This window comes from Enterobacter cloacae complex sp. ECL411, assembly GCF_021869665.1.
Taxonomy (GTDB): domain Bacteria; phylum Pseudomonadota; class Gammaproteobacteria; order Enterobacterales; family Enterobacteriaceae; genus Enterobacter; species Enterobacter intestinihominis.
This window is the reverse complement of sequence record NZ_CP091486.1, coordinates 3,800,359-3,816,156: the sequence shown is the minus strand read 5'-3', so window position 1 is coordinate 3,816,156 and position 15,798 is coordinate 3,800,359. Positions and strand designations below refer to the sequence as shown.

Below are 15,798 nucleotides of genomic sequence, written 5' to 3'. Positions count from 1 at the left end.
GGGTGAGATTTGATGGATAGTTACAGCGTTAACGCTTCGCTGAATTATTTTTGCAAGTGGCTGACCCGCACTACGGGTGGGGATGATTTTTTATCGAGCGAGCCGCTAATACTGATCATGTTGTCAGGTTCCACGGTTCTGTCGTCAAATACGGCTTTCGGGATAATAACGTCGATTTTCCCGGTTTTATCCTGGAATACGTATTTATCGCCATTGCCATCAATAAGATTGCCGCGCAATGAAATAGAGGCGCCATCATGCATCTCTTTTGCCTGAGTAATGGTCATAATGCGCGCATCATCGGTACCACGATAACCACTGTCCAGGGCATGCGGCGGTGGCGGCGCTTCACCCTTTTGTAACCCGCCGTTATTATCTGCCCATGCGGAAGGGATAATTAATATTAACAAGGCTGAAATCACTGATAATTTCATCTGATATCCTTCATTTTGGATGTCTTGACTTATTAAGTATTGTTGCTATTCCTTTATGTGGCAAATGTGATAAGTCTTAAAAGCATTTGCGTAGAAAAATCAAAAATTTCGGCAATTAAGCGAAACGGTGACAAAAGCCATGGAACCAAAAAATGAAAAAGTGCCTGGGATAAAAGAGAGTTATCGTTTACTGACGTTTGAGTATGCATTTCGTCAGGTGGGTTTTATTGTTCTGTTAGGTATTATCGTGGCCGCGTTAGCCGGCCTGTTTTCCAGCGGTGCGGTTAGCGACGTGGAGAAAACAAACGAAGCAAAATCCCTGAACCTGAGCTATGAGCGCTTCGGCCGCCGCCAGACCGAATCGCGGATGACGCTGACGTTTCCGGTGACGTCTGAGGGTAAATATATTCTCAGCCTGACCAGCGAAAGCAGCGACGTATATGAGCCGGGCAGCGTCTGGCCGCAGCCGGACAGCATGTATAGCCGGGGGAACACCCTGTTTCTCGTTTACGACAATCTGAAACAGAGCGATAAGTTCACCGTCCTGCTGTTCATCACGCCGACAAAAGCAGGGAAATGGACCAACAGCATCCGCGTAAACAACGGGCCAGATATCCGCTTCTGGCAGTTTATTTACCCCTAGGAGTCGAATATGGACATGGTTTTTCGTGCCCTGGCAATATACCTGTTTCTGGTGATCGTGTTTAAAGTCGCCGGACGGCGCGCCCTGCTGCAAATGACCAGCTTTGACCTTATTTTGCTCTTAATTATCAGTGAGGCGACACAGCAGGCGCTACTGGGCGAAGATTTTTCCGTCACCGGTGCGATGATTACAATAACAACGCTGGTGGTGGTGGATATTATTTTTGGCCTGATTAAAAAATATTCTTCTTCTGTTGAGAATGTTCTTGATGGCACCCCGGTGATATTGGTAGAGAATGGTATTCCCATTGCGGATAAACTGAAAAAAGTCGATGTATCCTGCGATGATATATTGGTTTCAGCACGGCAGAACCACGGCATAACGGAATTAAAGGATATTAAGTACGCGATCCTTGAGCGTAACGGCCATATTTCAATTATTCCTGAAGAAAATTAACTAAGGGGCACATCCATGAGCAACCTTATTCACGATAATAATACGACCATCAGCGAGCTGACGAAAAAGCTTGCCACGACGCTCACAGAAAGAGGACTGCGTCTAACCACGGCGGAGTCCTGCACCGGCGGTAATCTCGCGGTTGCGCTTTGTGCCGAAGAGAACACGGCGGAATTTTATGATGTTGGCATGGTGGTGTTCAGCGATGCGGCGAAGGAGAGGATCCTCGGCGTGCGGCACGAAACGATTGAGCGCTTCACCGCCGTCAGTGAACAAACGGTTACTGAGATGGCCGCTAAAATTCGCGATATTGCCGAGGCGGATATTGGTGTTGCCATCAGCGGCTATGCGGGACCGGAAGGCGGAGACGATGGCACGGCAGCCGGTACGGTCTGCTTCGGCTGGAATATTCGCGGACAGACGGAAACCCGCACCGTGCTGTTTTCCGGTGAATGTCAGGATGTGGTGGAAAAAGCGGTGCGTTATTCGCTGTCTGAACTGATCGAAATACTCTCCGGGTGGGATAACGTCTGAGACAAGGGGAAAGGCTATGGCTGTTATCGTTATTACCGGCGGTACGGCGGGCGTGGGGAAAGCCACGGCGCTGCACTTTGCTAAAGCGGGCTACGATGTAGGCATTATTGCCCGCGATGAGCAGAGCCTGCGCTCCACAGAAGAGGAGTTGCGCCGTTTCGGGATCAACGCGTGTGCCGTTCAGGCCGACGTGGCGGACAGCAAGGCGGTGACCGATGCTGCTAACGAAATTGAATACCGGCTTGGAGCCATCGATGTGTGGGTGAATAACGCCATGGGCGGGATGCTGGCGCCGTTTCGCACCATGTCCCCGGAGGAGTTTCGCCGCGTCACCGAGGTGACCTATCTGGGCTATGTTAACGGCACCCGCGCCGCGCTGGAGTTAATGACCCCTCGCGATCGTGGAACGATTATTCAGGTTGGCTCCGCGCTGGCCTACCGTTCCATTCCCTTGCAGTCAGCCTACTGTGGGGCGAAGGCCGCGATCCGCGGATTTACCGATGCCGTACGCACCGAGCTGATGCATGAAAACAGCCGGGTACAGATCGCAATGGTACAGATGCCGGGCCTCAATACGCCGCAGTTCGAGTGGGCGAGGAATAAATTTGCCTGGGCGATGCGCCCGGTCCCCCCCGTTTTTCAGCCGGAAGTGGCCGCCAGCGCTATTTTTAAGGTGGCGCAGAAACCGGTGCGGGAGCTATGGGTGGGCAGCAGCACCGTCCAGTCGATTGTCGGGCAGTTTCTTTTCCCCGGTTTTCTGGACCGGCTGATGGTTAAAAAGGCCTGGGAAGGGCAGATGACCGATACGCTAAATGCGGATGACCGTCAGGACTATCTGGATCAGCCGGTTAACGATCTGCATAAAATCCACGGGCACTTCACCGACGAAGCAAAAGAGCGCGCCACCAGCGTGACCTCCGGCATGCCGGGGAAAGTGCTGCTCGGCTCCCTCGCCGTCACGGGCGCGATCGTGGCGCGTCTGCTGCTCTCGCGGAGACGATAATCAGCGCAGTGCGGTACGATCGGTCCAGAACCAGCGGTAGCCATAGCCGCTGAGGTTAAGCGCGACGGTTTTGCCGCATTCCAGCGCGTCGTCGTAGCGTTTGTCCGCCAGGCATGCGGTCCAGGTCGCATGCCGGATCCCTCTGGCGGTAAAATTAACGGGCTTATCGCTGAAATTAACGAAGGTCAGAATGCTGCGCGTGTCGGTTTCGTAATAGATCCCTAGTACCGCATCGTTGTCGATAGTAATAAGACGAAACGGCGCGACGCCGATCTCAGGAAACTCCGAGCGCGTATTGGCGATATCGATAATGCAGTGCAGGAGGGAGTTGCGGTGCAACAGCGAATCCGCCACGTTGATTTTTTGATAGCGGTACGGACCATGGTCTATCATTGGGGCGATAAAGGTTTCCGGGTCGGCATCTGAGAAACCGCCGCCCTGCGATCCGGCCCACTGCATCGGGGTGCGTACGGCGTAACGCTCCTCCAGATCTAAATCATCGCCCATTCCAATTTCATCCCCGTAGCGCATGACCGGTACGCCCGGCAGCGAAAACAAGACCGCATGGCAAAAGGCCAGCCGCTTTCGATCGCCCTTAAGCATCGGCGCCAGGCGGCGGCGGATCCCTCGCTGATACACGCTCATCTCTTCATCAGGGGCGAAGGCATCAATGACGGTCTGCTTTGCTTTTTTGCCTATCCCTTCCAGATCCAGCTCATCATGATTGCGCAGCCAGTTGGCGAAGCAGCAGGAGTCCGGCGGCACAATCATCTTTTTCACCGCGTTGCGCAGCGGTCGTGCGCTCTTCTCTGCAAGGCTGACGTAAAAGTACTTATTGAGCCAGAAATTCAGCACCAGGTTGAGCCGGTCATTCTGACCAAAATAATCTTTGTAGGCGTCGACCTCCACGTCGACTTCGCCGAGCAGGATCGCGTCCGGATTACGCTGCTCGATAAGACGGCGCAGATGCTCCAGGATCCACAGGCCACGTTTTTCATCTCCACGCCCGGCCTGTTTTGTCAGGTGCGACGCTGCATCCAGGCGAAAGCCCGACACCCCGAGCTTTAGCCAGAAGATGATGATATTCTCAACCTCCTTCAGCACCGCCGGGGAGGCCAGATTGAGATCCGGCTCGTGGTGATAAAACATATGCCGGTAGTATTGCCCCGCTTCGTCGTCCCATGTCCAGACGCTCTTTTCCACGCCGGGGAACATCGGTGGCGTATCGTCCTCGTCCGTGTCAGACCAGAGATAATAGTCACGGTAGGGTGACTGCGGGTTGCGGCGGGCCTGCTGAAACCAGGGATGCGCATCCGAGGTGTGCTGGATCAGCAGCTCAATAATGACCTTCATCCCCAGCTCCCGCGCCTGTTCAATAAAGGCGATGATATCGTTGAGCTTGCCGAAGCGGGGATCGACCTGCAAATGATCGCTTACGTCATAGCCTTCATCGAGAAAAGGGGTGAGGTAAAACGGGGTGATCCAGATAACCGTCGCGCCCATCCGGCGGATGTAGCGCAACTTCGCGGCGATCCCGGCGATGTCGCCACAGCCATCGCCGTTAAGATCGTAAAACAGGGCGGTATCAATCTGGTAAATAATGGCGCGTGTATGCCAGCCTGCCATAGCAATCCTTAGTGATAACCTTCGGTATCAGACACTTTGCCCCGGAAGACGTAGTAGCTCCAGGCGGTGTAAACCAGGATCACCGGGATGATTAACAGCGTGCCGATCAGCATAAACAGCTGGCTGGCAGGCGGTGCGGCGGCTTCCCACAGGGTGATGTGCGGCGGGATAATGTGTGGCCACAGGCTGATGCCCAGTCCGCTAAAGCCGAGGAAAATCAGGCCCAGCGTTAACAGGAACGGACGGGCATGGCTGTCGGGATTGCGCGTCAGCCGCCAGATCCATAGGCTGAATACCGCCACCAGAACCGGAACCGGCAGGAACCAGAAGAAGTTAGGCAGTGTAAACCAGCGCTCGGCGACAAACTGCCAGCCGAGCGGGGTCCAGATACTCACCACCGCAATAACGGCGATCAGTGCCAGCAGCACGTGCCGGGTCAGCTCACGCATCCGGTTTTGCAGCGCGCCTTCGCTTTTCATGATCAGCCATGTGGTAGCCAGCAGGGTATAGGCGACAATCAAACCCAGCCCGCAGAACAGGTTAAACGGGGTTAACCAGTCCAGCGAGGAGCCCACAAAGCGTCGCCCTTCCACGTCAAAGCCGTTGATCATCGCGCCGACCACGATCCCCTGGCTGAAGGTTGCCAGCAGGGAACCGCCAGCAAAAGAATAGTCCCAGAATTTGCGGTGGGAAGGGGTCGCCTTAAAGCGAAACTCAAATGCCACGCCGCGGAAAATAAGCCCGATCAGCATGGCCGTGAGCGGGATGGTCAGGGCATCGATAATCACCGCGTAGGCCAGCGGAAACGCGCCGAACAACCCTGCGCCGCCGAGAACCAGCCAGGTTTCATTTCCGTCCCAGACCGGTGCGACGCTGTTCACCATCACGTCGCGCTCTTTGGCATCGCCCACAAAGCTGAACAGCATGCCGATACCGAGATCGAAACCGTCCATGATGATGTACATCAGCGTGGCGAAGACAATAATGGCAAACCAGATGACCGGGATATCGACGCCCATCAGATCTTCTCCTCTTCCGGAACAGACTCGGCGGCGGACAGCGGACGGGCAGGGGTGCCCGACGTATTAGACGTTAGCGTGCCGACAGGCTGCGGCCCTTTCTTTATCAACCGGGCGAGATAAACATAACCCACGCCAAATACCGAACAGTAGACCACGATAAAAGCCAGCAGGCTGATGCTCATCTGCAACGTGCTGTGCAGAGACACCGCATCTATCGTGCGCAGATAGCCGTAGACGACCCACGGCTGGCGGCCCACTTCGGTAGTGACCCACCCTGCGAGCAGCGCAAGCAGTCCGGCTGGCCCCATGCACAGGGCAAACCAGTGGAATGGTCGCGAGTGATAGAGTCGGCGGCGATAGCGCAGCCAGACGCTCAGCACACCAAGCGTAATCATCAGCAGCCCCATGCCGACCATAATGCGGAAAGACCAGAAGACGATGAGCGAGTTCGGGCGGTCCTCTTTCGGGAAATCTTTCAGCGCCGGGACCTGTTTATCCAGGCTGTGCGTCAGGATCAGGCTGCCGAGCGCCGGAATTTCAAGCCCGTATTTGGTGCGCTCCTCCTCCATATCCGGTACGCCGAACAGCAGCAGCGGGGTAGCCTCGCCGGGCGGATTTTCCCAGTGGCCTTCAATCGCGGCGATTTTGGCAGGCTGATGCTCAAGCGTATTCAGGCCGTGCATATCCCCAACGACTGCCTGGATGGGCGCGACCAGCAGCGCCATCCACATGGCCATGGAGAACATTTTGCGAATAGCGGGCGTGTCGTTGCCGCGCAGCAGATGCCATGCCCCGGACGCGCCCACAAACAAGGCGCTGCACAGGAAGGCGGCGATGGACATATGGATCAGACGGTAAGGGAATGAGGGGTTAAAAATAATGGCCAGCCAGTCTTCGGGAATGACCTGACCGTTCTGAATACTGAAGCCCTGCGGGGTATGCATCCAACTGTTGGAGGCGAGGATCCAGAAGGTGGACATCAGCGTGCCCAGCGCCACCATGCCGGTGGCAAAGAAGTGCAGGCCGGGGCCGACCTTATTCCAGCCGAACAACATCACGCCCAGGAAACCGGCTTCGAGGAAGAAGGCGGTTAAGACTTCATAAGTGAGCAGAGGGCCGGTTATGCTGCCTGCGAACTGGGAAAATCCGCTCCAGTTAGTCCCAAACTGATAAGCCATTACCAGCCCGGAAACCACGCCCATACCAAAGTTAACGGCGAAAATTTTCAGCCAGAAATGGTAAAGCGAGCGCCAGACATCATTTTTTGTGCGAAGCCACATGCCCTCGAGAACCACCAGATAGCTCGCAAGCCCGATGGTGATTGCCGGAAAGAGAATATGGAAAGAGACGGTAAAGGCGAACTGTATCCTGGCCAGATGAAACGCATCAAGCTCGAACATGCTCCGTACCTCTGGAACTGATAGCCCACAAGGCATTGCCAGACAGCCTCAGGCTGCCTGGCAAAACCGGTTACGGTTTTTTCTTACCCGCGCCAAGCTCGGCACCGGTAAGCGGATCGGCTTTAGGATCGGATTTCGTACGTGCGCACATTGCTTTGACCAGCGTAGCCTGCTCTGTTGTGAGCGTTACGCTTGCGCCGCCGTCACCGCCATCGACCGCTGGCTGAGGAGATTCCACGTAGTCGAAGTGCTTGTCGCTGTTCCAGCTTCCGCGAACTTCTCCCCCCTCAGACATATTGTAGTACTTGTTGGTGTACTCTTCGATTGGCGGCAATTTACCCGGTGGGAAGTTGTTACGGATCGACTGGAGCGCCTTCTCAAACGAAAGCTGGTGTGCTGCCTCACGCGTCATTAAAAACGCCAGCGCATCTTTAACACCTGGATCGTCCGTTACGTTAATAAGCCGTTCGTAGATAATTTTGGCGCGCGCCTCGGCCGCAATGTTAGAGCGCAGATCCGCGGTGGGTTCGCCAATGGTATCCACGTACGCCGCCGTCCACGGTACGCCTGCGGAGTTAGTGAGCGGAGTACCGCCCCCGTAGAGCAGGGAAGTGATATGACTGTCGTTGCCGTTTTCGGTCATGGACCGGTACAGCTCCGCTTCATTTTCAACGCCTTCCGCCAGTTCACCTTTCGCACCCTTATTAAGCATACCCACCAGGGTGCCGATAATTTCCAGGTGACTTAACTCCTCGGTCGCGATATCCATCAGCATATCTTTACGACCGGGATCGTCGTCGCTCAATCCTTGCGTAAAGTAACGACATGCCGCGGCAAGTTCGCCCTGTGGCCCGCCAAACTGCTCAAGCAGAAGATTAGCCAGACCCGGATTCGGTTCGGCTACGCGTACCGTGTATTGCAGCTGTTTTACGTGTCGAAACATAGTTTCTCCCTCTTCCGTTATTTTTTCGCTTCAACGCCGTCCGCGTCGGAGCGCAGCAGGAACTGTTCCGTCGTCTGTGGAATATGTTGAATCAGCCAGTCCGCCATCTGGCGCTCTTCTTCCAGAATGGATTCAATGGCTGGAATGGAGGCGGTATCGCCCGCTTGTTTGGCCGCGGCCAGCAGAGAGGTGTAGCAGGCAATTTCAAACTGCTCAAAAACGTAGCCGCTGATGGAGCCTTTAACAATTTCGTCGGAAGGGAACATGCCGCCAATGGACTGGCCGAGCGCCGCCATTTTGCTCATGGAATCTTTTATGACCGAACGGGAAATATCATTGCGGTCGAGAATTTCTTCCAGCACGGTAATTTGATGTTTAGTTTCATTAACGTGTTGTTCAATTCGTGCACGTAAGTCGGGATAATTATCAATACGGCTGGCCATTGATTCCAGCATGGATTCGGCTTGCTTTTCCATCGCATGGGCATCGCGTAGCCAATCATGGTAGTGTTCTACATGATTCATAATTAACTCCTGTGATTTATTTTCTGGTTAATTGTTGGTGCTGATGCTCATCAAATTATTATTTATCCTTTCTGGGCTTTTTGATTAATATTGCCGACAGCCAGATCGGTTAATTTGAGATCGGTTTCTTTTTCTTCTTCCAGTGTTTCTGCAAGAAGTTTAACGGCTTTTTTATAGCCTAATTGTTCAGCCAGGGTGGCCAGGGTGCCGTAGCTGGCAATTTCGTAGTGCTCGACTTTCTGTGCGGCGGCAATTAATGCAGCATCACGCACTTCGTTTTTCTCAGTGCTCTCAATAACTTCGTTGGCTTCTTCAATTAAGCCTTCCATTGCAACGCATTTCATGCGCTTCAGCTTGAGGCCGGATTCCTGCTCAATAATCTGATCGATACGTTCGATCTGTCCCTGCGTCTCCTCAAGGTGAGCCGTGAACGCAGCGCTCAGCTTCTCGCTTGATGCGGCGCGGGCTAACTTGCTTAGCGCGCGGGTCAGCTGCTTCTCGGCGCTATAGGTATCGGATAACAGGTGAATAAATACATCTTCAACAGTTTTCATATTCATATATTCGCTCCAGTGAAATAAAGGGAAGGTACTGCGAGCCGACAGGCCCGCAGCATGCTCTCGGTATATTTATAAGAGCTTTAAATAAGATCAGGAGTTATCAGATTTGCGGCCCCCGCCGTGACTGTTCTGTCCCCCTTTCTTACCCGCTTCAGATGCGCGTTGCGGATCGTTTTTGAAATTACCGCCGCTGTGCTGGCCGCCTTTACGTCCAGCTTCTGATGCTTTTTCACGGTCTTGCGCGAAATTACCGGAACCACCACGATGTTGCTCTGCCATATATCAACCCTCATGTTGCGTTTATGTCAGGTGATACGATAAGTAATTCGTATCAGTTGTCGTTCAGAAATTAACATTAGTCGTTATGTGAGAAGAGTCAAATTTCCTGCCTGGGTTGTTTTGCGTCATTTCCAGAGATGCGGGGAAAATACCGCTTCGTTACGTTTTTTGAAAATTGGAAGTAAATCCATTGCTTAGGGGTAAATAACTTGTGTCGTTAGGATTCCGCTTAGCTAATAATCTTAATATGAACGCGGCGGAAATGATTACAAGAATTGACGTAGCGCAAAAATATATCTTGCCGACCTGAGTCTTTATAATCGGAATAGTCTTAAGAGAAAAGTAAAATAACGAGCCGAAACAGTGTATCCGATCGTCGTTTTGACGTGGTCAGGCGGATCGGGTGAGGGTATGCTGCATTTGTCACCACAATAATTACAGAGGCAATGTCATGGATCAGGAGCTACTGGATGCAGGGTACCGGGCCTATACCGGTGAGAAAATCGATGTCTACTTCAACACAGGGATCTGCAAACACTCGGGCAACTGCGTACGCGGCAGCGCGGCGCTGTTCGACCTGAAGCGTAAACCCTGGATCGCACCGGATGAAGTGGATGCAGAAACTGTTGCGCGCGTAATTGATACCTGCCCGAGCGGTGCGCTGAAGTACCGCCTAAAATAAGTGAGGAACCATGGATATTCTTGAAGGCCATAACAAGTTTTATGTCAACGACGCCGAAGGCAATCAGGTTGCGGAGATCGTCTTTGTCCCGACCGGCGAGCATCTGAGCATCATCGAGCACACCGATGTGGATCCGAGCCTGAAAGGGCAGGGTGTGGGTAAGCTGCTGGTGGCGAAGGTGGTAGAGAAAATGCGCGGGGAGAACCGTAAAATTATCCCGCTGTGTCCGTTTGCGAAGCATGAGTTTGATAATACGCGGGAGTATGACGATATTCGGGCGTAATACAGATGCCCGGCATTGCGCCGGGCAGCACACTCAACCGACAAACATCACCGACACACACAGCACACCCACAATCAGCGTCAGCAGGTTGCCAATGGAGCGGTACGGTTTTAACGACGGGATCAGGTACGTCGACAGCGTCGGCATGATGAACAGGATCATGGCGATAAGCGGACCGCTGATGGCGTAAATCATGGAGATCGCATTCGGGTTGATGCAGCAGACCGCAAAGGTAATCAGCGACACGCCGAGAATCGAAACCGCGCGGTTAAAGGCGCGACTTTTCTTCACCCCCACCTGATTCAGCGACGATTTCACAATTTCCGTTGCCCCTTCAATCACGCCAAAATAGGTGCCGAGGAACGATTTCGACATCGCTATAATTGCCACGATAATGCCGGAAATGCCCAGCCATGCCGGGGACGAAGGCATCATCGACAGCGCGGACAGGATCGTCACCCCTTCCTCTTTTGCCGCCACGATATAGGACGGTGGAATCGAAAGCAGGCAGCTGAACACAAAGAACAGCACGCTGAGGCAGATGATCAGGTACGCCACTTTCATGATTTTTTTGCATTTACCCATAGCCTCTTCACCGTATTTCTCGCGACGATCTACGGCGAAGGTCGAGATGATCGGGGTATGGCTAAAAGCGAAAACCATCACCGGGATCGATATCCACACCTGGTGCAGCGTATGCTGGTCGAAGGCCATCTGGCTGGTCAGCAGCGACGGCTGCCAGCTGCCCGTCAGATACAGCGAGACAAACAGGAAATAGGCGATCAGCGGAAAGACAAGGAAACCCATCACCTTAATGGTGATGTGCCGCCCCATCAGGAAGATCAGATTCAAAATCAGCACCACGCCAAAACTCACCAGCATCCGCACGCTGGTATCCACCGTCATCCGTTTCGCCAGCTGTTCAGTAAGTGAGTTGGTTATCGCCACCGCGTAAATCAGAACCACCACAAAGAAGGCCACGAAATAGAGCGTGGTGATGAGGTTGCCGATCTTTTTGCCGTAGTAATGGGAAACGGCACCGGTGATCCCTTCGTTGCCTTTCGTCTTCGACGACAGAATAAATTGCGCCAGCGCTTTATGCGGCCAGTAGGTTAAGGGATACGCCACAAGGGCGGTGATCAGCAGGACAATTGCGCCAGCAGAGCCGAGCTGAATGGGCAAGAACAGGGTTCCTGCGCCCACGGCAGTGCCGTAGAGGGCGAAACTCCAGAGAGTCTCTTCTTTTGACCAAATTTTCGACATTAGAGCAACGTATCAACTATAAAACGAACAAAAAGGAGTGCAATTTACCATAATTATGCGTTGAGGTCGCCGTTGCTTCGCTGGGGTTGGGCCGGAGAAGGTCTCCGGCCGGAAGGTCATTCGCTTGCCAGGGCGCGACGTTGCTGGCGGCGCTTGATAATTTTCTCCCGCAGGGTGTCATACACCCAGTTGTAGAGCATGGTGTACGGCAGGAAGAACAGGAAGAAACCAATCTCCAGCGTGAAAGCCTGGAGCAGCGTCACGCCCAGCACGGCGGCAACGATGGTTACGCCAATCACAATAAAGCCGCATTCAAAACCCAGCGCATGCAGGGCGCGCACTTTTGCCGTGCGCTTCACCCGCTGAACGGGCCAGAAACGGTCGAAGCCAAAGTTATAGATAATGTTCCAGAGCATTGCCGTGGTCGCCAGAATAATAGTGAGACCCCCCATTTCAACCACCGAGCGCTGCATTAGCCACGCGGCCGTAGGGGCGAGGATCGCCGTAGCAATACCTTCAAAACAGACGGCATGGAAGATCCGCTCCGGCAATTTACGTTGGAGTGCATCCTGATGTTGCATATTTACCTCATATAGACGCCAGTATGGGCGTTGATGCGGCCTATTCTTATCGCTTAAGGTGATATATAAAAGATGGTATCCATCGATAAAGTAGATACATCATGCGTTATTCTCCCGAAGCACTGACCGCGTTTGTTGAAACTGTCGCCGCAGGTTCGTTTTCAGCTGCGGCACGACGGCTGCGTAAAAGCCAGTCCACCATCAGCACCTCCATCGCCAACCTTGAAGCTGACCTTGGCTTTGAGCTGTTTGATCGCTCGGCGCGTCACCCGGTGTTAACCGCCCAGGGTGAACAGGTGCTGGGCTATGTCCAGTCAATCCTCGCCGCCAGCGCGCGCCTTGATGAGCTGGCCGTATCCTTAACGGCGCAAACGGAGGCGCGTTTTACCTTTGTTCTCTCCGATACGCTTAACCCGGCCGTGCTGGAAGAGATGATGAGCCAGTTCGACCAGCGTTTTCCGCACACCGAATTTGAGTGCCTGATTGGGGAAGAGGAGGACGTGATCGATCTGCTGCAAAAGGAGCGGGCGCAAATTGGCCTGACGGAAGCACGCGACAGCTACCCGACCGATATTGGCGCGACCCGTCTGCCTATGCAGACGCGGATGGCTATTTACGTTTCTGCCGGACATCCTCTGGCAGGGCAACATGAGACGCAGGCGGACGAGCTGCATGGCTGGCGCGAGCTGCGGCTGAGTACCTATCTTGAACGGGAAGCGCCCCTTGCGCGCGGGCCAGTCTGGTCTGCGCCGAACTACCTGCTGCTGCTAAGCATGGCGGTACAGGGCTTTGGCTGGTGCGCGTTACCCTGCGCGCTGGTCGACGAATTTGCCGCATCGAAATCGCTGGTGCAGCTGAACGTGCCGGGTTGGCCGAGGTCGATTGCCATCGATCTGGTATGGAACAAAAGAACCCCGCCCGGCGTCGCCGGAAGCTGGCTGCGCCAGTACTTGCAGGACGCACGATAATCCTGTGACTAAACTCACTAATTTTAAACATTTGCGTCAATTGTTGATAACAATCCTCTACTATCGTCATGTCATTTTGCACAGAGGTCGTGATGAAAGATGTCGTTATAGTGGGTGCGTTACGTACGGCTATCGGCTGTTTTCAGGGAGCGCTTGCGCGTCACTCTGCGGTTGATCTCGGCAGCGTGGTGGTAAGAGCGCTGGTGGAACGCAGCGGGGTTGCCGCACATGAAATTGATGAGGTGATCCTCGGCCAGGTGCTGACCGCGGGCGCGGGACAAAACCCTGCGCGCCAGGCGGCGCTGAAGGGCGGCCTGCCTAATACCGTTTCGGCGATTACCATCAACGACGTCTGTGGTTCAGGTTTGAAAGCGCTCCACCTTGCGACGCAGGCCATCCAGTGCGGTGAAGCGGACGTGGTCATTGCCGGAGGGCAGGAAAACATGAGCCGCGCCCCGCATGTCCTGACCGACAGCCGGACCGGCGCGCAGCTCGGGAACAGTCAACTGCTTGACAGCCTGGTTCATGACGGGCTGTGGGACGCCTTCAACGACTACCATATGGGCGTAACGGCGGAAAACCTGGCGCGGGAATACGGCATCAGCCGCGAGCTTCAGGATGCGTATGCGCTTAGCTCGCAGCAAAAAGCGCGTGCAGCGATCGACTCCGGCCGTTTTCGCGATGAAATTGTCCCGGTCAGTACCCAACGCCAGAACGGCGAAGCGCTCATCGTTGATACCGACGAGCAGCCTCGCACCGATGCCAGCGCAGAAGGGCTGGCAAAACTCGATCCGGCCTTCGAAACGCTCGGTTCTGTAACGGCAGGTAACGCATCATCCATTAACGACGGTGCGGCGGCGGTGATGATGATGAGTGAAAGCAAAGCCCAGGAGCTGGCGCTGCCGGTGCTGGCGCGCATCAAAGCGTTTGCCAGCGTGGGTGTTGATCCTGCGTTAATGGGGATCGCCCCGGTCTATGCCACGCGCCGCTGTCTTGAGCGGGCGGGTTGGCAACTGAACGATGTAGATCTGATTGAAGTCAATGAAGCCTTTGCTGCACAGGCGATCTCGGTCGGGAAAATGCTGGAATGGGATCCGCTGCGGGTCAACGTCAACGGCGGTGCGATCGCGCTCGGTCATCCCATTGGCGCTTCCGGCTGCCGCATTCTGGTGTCGCTAGTCCACGAAATGAAAAAGCGTAACGCCCGAAAAGGGATCGCAACGCTCTGCATAGGCGGAGGGCAGGGGGTAGCCCTGGCTATCGAACGGTAATTTCCCCCTCTGCGCACAGAAAGCCTCCCTCGGGAGGTTTTTTTATGTCCGCAGAATCCTTTTTTAACACTTCTGCGTTCTTTCTTAAGCCCACAATAATTATTGCGCGGTGAATTATTCGCTTTGTGAAGTTCTTAGTGTGATCTCACGCCTGGAATTTATGCGTTATACGCCTTTTTTGTTGATGAGGTTCACGTCGATCTTTGCCAAAAAAATGAAACAAATAATTTCGATCCTTGTCACTAAAATAACGGTACATAAAAAATAAACTCAAGTTTCATAAAAACGAAACGTTATTTTAATTGAGGGTTTTTTCATGTTTAAGAAATCTCTGCTCCTTGCTTCCCTTATTAGTGCCTCTTTTGCGGTTAGCGCCGTTACCGTCGATCTGCGTCACGAATATATTGACAGCGGCTCGAATGCCGACCGTGTTGCCGTCTCGCACCGCTTTGATAATGGCTTCGGTTTTTCAGTCGAGGCGAAGTGGAAATCAGGCGGGGACAAGGCAGATCAGCCATTCGCGGATGTGGTGGGGAACGGTCACGAAGATCAGATTAGCTGGCGCTGGAAAGCGACAGACAATATCGCCCTGACGCCTGCGTTTACGATTGAAAGCACAGACAGTCGTACCATTTATAAACCGAATCTGCATGTGCAATATAGTTTCGATAATGGCTTCTACGTGGCCGCGCGTTACCGTTATGAATATACCCGCTACCCGTCAAGCTCAAATAAGGACGATGATAAAGTTAACCGTGGTGATGCGTGGGTCGGTTGGGTATTAGGTGACTGGCGTACCGAGCTGAACTATGTTTACGCGAAAAGCTCTGAAGGCGTGGCCCGAAATAACAATAAAGATTATTCCAATGAATATAACGCCAAGCTGGCCTACAAATGGGATAAAAACTGGGCACCGTATGTTGAGGTGGGCAACGTGGGGGTTAAAGACACTGACGAACGCCAGACCCGTTTCCGTTTAGGCGTGGCGTACTCCTTCTGATAATCCAGCTTCTTCGCTAAAAACCGCCGGGTGGCGCTTCGCTTACCCGGCCTACACTTTCCTTCCACTCCGTCGTTTCGTATGCCGGGTGGCCCTGCGCTTACCCGGCCTACACTTTTCTTCCACTCCGTCGTTTCGTATGCCGGGTGGCCCTGCGCTTACCCGGCCTACACTTTCCTTCCACTTCGTCGTTTCGTATGCCGGGTGGCCCTGCGCTTACCCGGCCTACACTTTCCTTCCACTCCGTCGTTTCGTATGCCGGGTGGCCCTGGGTATGAACCGGAAACATGGGTAACACTTTAGACCGGATACATGGGTAACAGTTA

The 15,798-nt window shown here is 53.8% G+C and carries 19 protein-coding genes; 9 read left to right on the top strand and 10 right to left on the bottom strand.

The window, feature by feature from the left end:
* Positions 1 to 44 precede the first annotated feature (44 nt).
* Positions 45 to 434 (bottom strand): YdeI family stress tolerance OB fold protein, encoded by a 390-nt coding sequence (locus tag L3069_RS18250; RefSeq protein WP_022649271.1) that lies wholly within the window; start codon positions 432 to 434, stop codon positions 45 to 47.
* A 139-nt stretch (positions 435 to 573) separates the two neighbouring features.
* Here L3069_RS18250 and L3069_RS18245 point away from each other — a divergent pair, with 139 nt between their 5' ends.
* From L3069_RS18245 to L3069_RS18230, 4 genes are read left to right on the top strand one after another with little or no spacing between them, the layout of a single operon-like run.
* On the top strand, positions 574 to 1,077 hold the full coding sequence (locus tag L3069_RS18245; protein WP_023298530.1) for a hypothetical protein: 504 nt from the start codon (positions 574 to 576) through the stop codon (positions 1,075 to 1,077).
* Between the two features lie 9 nt (positions 1,078 to 1,086).
* Positions 1,087 to 1,533, top strand: a complete 447-nt coding sequence (locus tag L3069_RS18240) for a DUF421 domain-containing protein (RefSeq protein ID WP_022649269.1) — start codon at positions 1,087 to 1,089, stop codon at positions 1,531 to 1,533.
* Between the two features lie 15 nt (positions 1,534 to 1,548).
* Complete coding sequence (locus L3069_RS18235) at positions 1,549 to 2,067, top strand: 2-oxo-tetronate isomerase (RefSeq protein WP_022649268.1); 519 nt, start codon at positions 1,549 to 1,551, stop codon at positions 2,065 to 2,067.
* A gap of 16 nt (positions 2,068 to 2,083) precedes the next feature.
* Entirely contained in the window at positions 2,084 to 3,070 is a 987-nt protein-coding gene (locus L3069_RS18230) for an SDR family oxidoreductase (RefSeq protein WP_023298529.1), read from the top strand.
* Here the strand turns inward: L3069_RS18230 and L3069_RS18225 are convergent, their stop codons facing one another.
* From L3069_RS18225 to L3069_RS18195, 7 genes are all read right to left on the bottom strand, one after another.
* Complete coding sequence (locus L3069_RS18225; RefSeq protein ID WP_038416643.1) at positions 3,071 to 4,696, bottom strand: alpha-amylase family protein; 1,626 nt, start codon at positions 4,694 to 4,696, stop codon at positions 3,071 to 3,073.
* A gap of 8 nt (positions 4,697 to 4,704) precedes the next feature.
* Complete coding sequence (gene cydB / locus L3069_RS18220) at positions 4,705 to 5,715, bottom strand: cytochrome d ubiquinol oxidase subunit II (protein WP_022649265.1); 1,011 nt, start codon at positions 5,713 to 5,715, stop codon at positions 4,705 to 4,707.
* Positions 5,715 to 7,118: a cytochrome ubiquinol oxidase subunit I gene (locus L3069_RS18215; RefSeq protein WP_038416642.1), complete on the bottom strand. Its 1,404-nt coding sequence runs from the start codon at positions 7,116 to 7,118 to the stop codon at positions 5,715 to 5,717. The genes cydB and L3069_RS18215 overlap by 1 nt, the downstream gene beginning before the upstream one ends.
* A gap of 70 nt (positions 7,119 to 7,188) precedes the next feature.
* The gene (locus L3069_RS18210; RefSeq protein WP_022649263.1) at positions 7,189 to 8,061 is read right to left on the bottom strand and encodes a manganese catalase family protein; all 873 of its coding nucleotides are present in this window, start codon (positions 8,059 to 8,061) and stop codon (positions 7,189 to 7,191) included.
* Between the two features lie 17 nt (positions 8,062 to 8,078).
* The gene (locus L3069_RS18205) at positions 8,079 to 8,585 is read right to left on the bottom strand and encodes a ferritin-like domain-containing protein (RefSeq protein ID WP_038416640.1); all 507 of its coding nucleotides are present in this window, start codon (positions 8,583 to 8,585) and stop codon (positions 8,079 to 8,081) included.
* Between the two features lie 62 nt (positions 8,586 to 8,647).
* Entirely contained in the window at positions 8,648 to 9,145 is a 498-nt protein-coding gene (locus L3069_RS18200) for a ferritin-like domain-containing protein (RefSeq protein WP_003862851.1), read from the bottom strand.
* Positions 9,146 to 9,235: 90 nt separating this feature from the next.
* Positions 9,236 to 9,424: a general stress protein gene (locus tag L3069_RS18195; protein ID WP_022649261.1), complete on the bottom strand. Its 189-nt coding sequence runs from the start codon at positions 9,422 to 9,424 to the stop codon at positions 9,236 to 9,238.
* Between the two features lie 451 nt (positions 9,425 to 9,875).
* Here L3069_RS18195 and yjdI point away from each other — a divergent pair, with 451 nt between their 5' ends.
* Together yjdI and L3069_RS18185 are read left to right on the top strand one after the other, a co-directional pair.
* Positions 9,876 to 10,106, top strand: coding sequence for a 4Fe-4S mono-cluster protein YjdI (gene yjdI, locus L3069_RS18190; RefSeq protein WP_022649260.1), 231 nt, complete (start codon positions 9,876 to 9,878; stop codon positions 10,104 to 10,106).
* Between the two features lie 10 nt (positions 10,107 to 10,116).
* On the top strand, positions 10,117 to 10,389 hold the full coding sequence (locus L3069_RS18185; RefSeq protein ID WP_038416638.1) for a GNAT family N-acetyltransferase: 273 nt from the start codon (positions 10,117 to 10,119) through the stop codon (positions 10,387 to 10,389).
* Between the two features lie 33 nt (positions 10,390 to 10,422).
* Here L3069_RS18185 and L3069_RS18180 read toward each other — a convergent pair whose 3' ends face one another.
* Both L3069_RS18180 and L3069_RS18175 read right to left on the bottom strand, forming a co-directional pair.
* On the bottom strand, positions 10,423 to 11,652 hold the full coding sequence (locus tag L3069_RS18180) for an amino acid permease (protein ID WP_022649259.1): 1,230 nt from the start codon (positions 11,650 to 11,652) through the stop codon (positions 10,423 to 10,425).
* Between the two features lie 116 nt (positions 11,653 to 11,768).
* Positions 11,769 to 12,233 (bottom strand): multidrug/biocide efflux PACE transporter, encoded by a 465-nt coding sequence (locus L3069_RS18175; RefSeq protein ID WP_032626069.1) that lies wholly within the window; start codon positions 12,231 to 12,233, stop codon positions 11,769 to 11,771.
* Between the two features lie 101 nt (positions 12,234 to 12,334).
* Between L3069_RS18175 and L3069_RS18170 the strand changes: the two genes are divergently transcribed.
* The 3 genes from L3069_RS18170 (at position 12,335) to L3069_RS18160 (ending at position 15,472) form a co-directional block, all read left to right on the top strand.
* Complete coding sequence (locus L3069_RS18170) at positions 12,335 to 13,201, top strand: LysR family transcriptional regulator (RefSeq protein ID WP_038416634.1); 867 nt, start codon at positions 12,335 to 12,337, stop codon at positions 13,199 to 13,201.
* A 92-nt stretch (positions 13,202 to 13,293) separates the two neighbouring features.
* A complete protein-coding gene (locus L3069_RS18165; RefSeq protein WP_022649256.1) occupies positions 13,294 to 14,472 on the top strand; it encodes an acetyl-CoA C-acetyltransferase in 1,179 nt (392 codons plus the stop codon).
* A 316-nt stretch (positions 14,473 to 14,788) separates the two neighbouring features.
* Positions 14,789 to 15,472: an oligogalacturonate-specific porin KdgM family protein gene (locus tag L3069_RS18160; RefSeq protein ID WP_022649255.1), complete on the top strand. Its 684-nt coding sequence runs from the start codon at positions 14,789 to 14,791 to the stop codon at positions 15,470 to 15,472.
* Positions 15,473 to 15,798: the final 326 nt, after the last annotated feature.